This is a genomic window from Dellaglioa sp. CoH-57-MRSF-19, assembly GCF_056781975.1.
On sequence record NZ_JBXAXW010000117.1, the window covers coordinates 1 to 488 of the forward strand.

Below are 488 nucleotides of genomic sequence, written 5' to 3' on the forward strand. Positions count from 1 at the left end.
GATTGGTGCGAAGCAGATGGACGTACGGAGAAATGTCAACCGGAAGCCACGTCGCGGGAATCTTGACGACGGCGCGCTTTTTGTCGAGGTCATTCAGCTGAATCACGAGGTCCGCAAAACCAACGTTCTGGTGGTTTTTGGGCACGAAGTTCGATATGTGCGACAGATTGACCACATAGAGCGGACCTATGTAGTTCGGGTTGCGCATGTGATAAACGCCATCGTCTTGGTTCCAGTCCTGCACAACGGTGCGTGGCAGGTCCCGAATGTTCAGCCAGTTAAGGAATCGCTGGAGCCGGGTCGGCGTCGGGTCCGCAGGCTGCGCGAATCGTGTTGGTGATTCTGGTATGAACGGCGGGAACGCTGCGCGCCCCGGATTTAGTTCGTCACTCATTTTTGGACTCCTGTATGTAATACGCGTTATTTACTAGGCTGTTTCGCAGCCTTCCACGCGGCTCTGGCGCGCTCGCGCTGCTCTATCAGCGCGG

1 protein-coding gene is annotated in these 488 nt (G+C 56.1%); it reads right to left on the reverse strand.

The genetic code is table 11. The annotated features are described in order from the left end of the window. A partial coding sequence (locus AC1RO3_RS08545) for a hypothetical protein (protein WP_481764009.1) occupies positions 1-394 on the reverse strand: 394 nt, incomplete at its 3' end. Positions 395-488 lie beyond the last annotated feature (94 nt).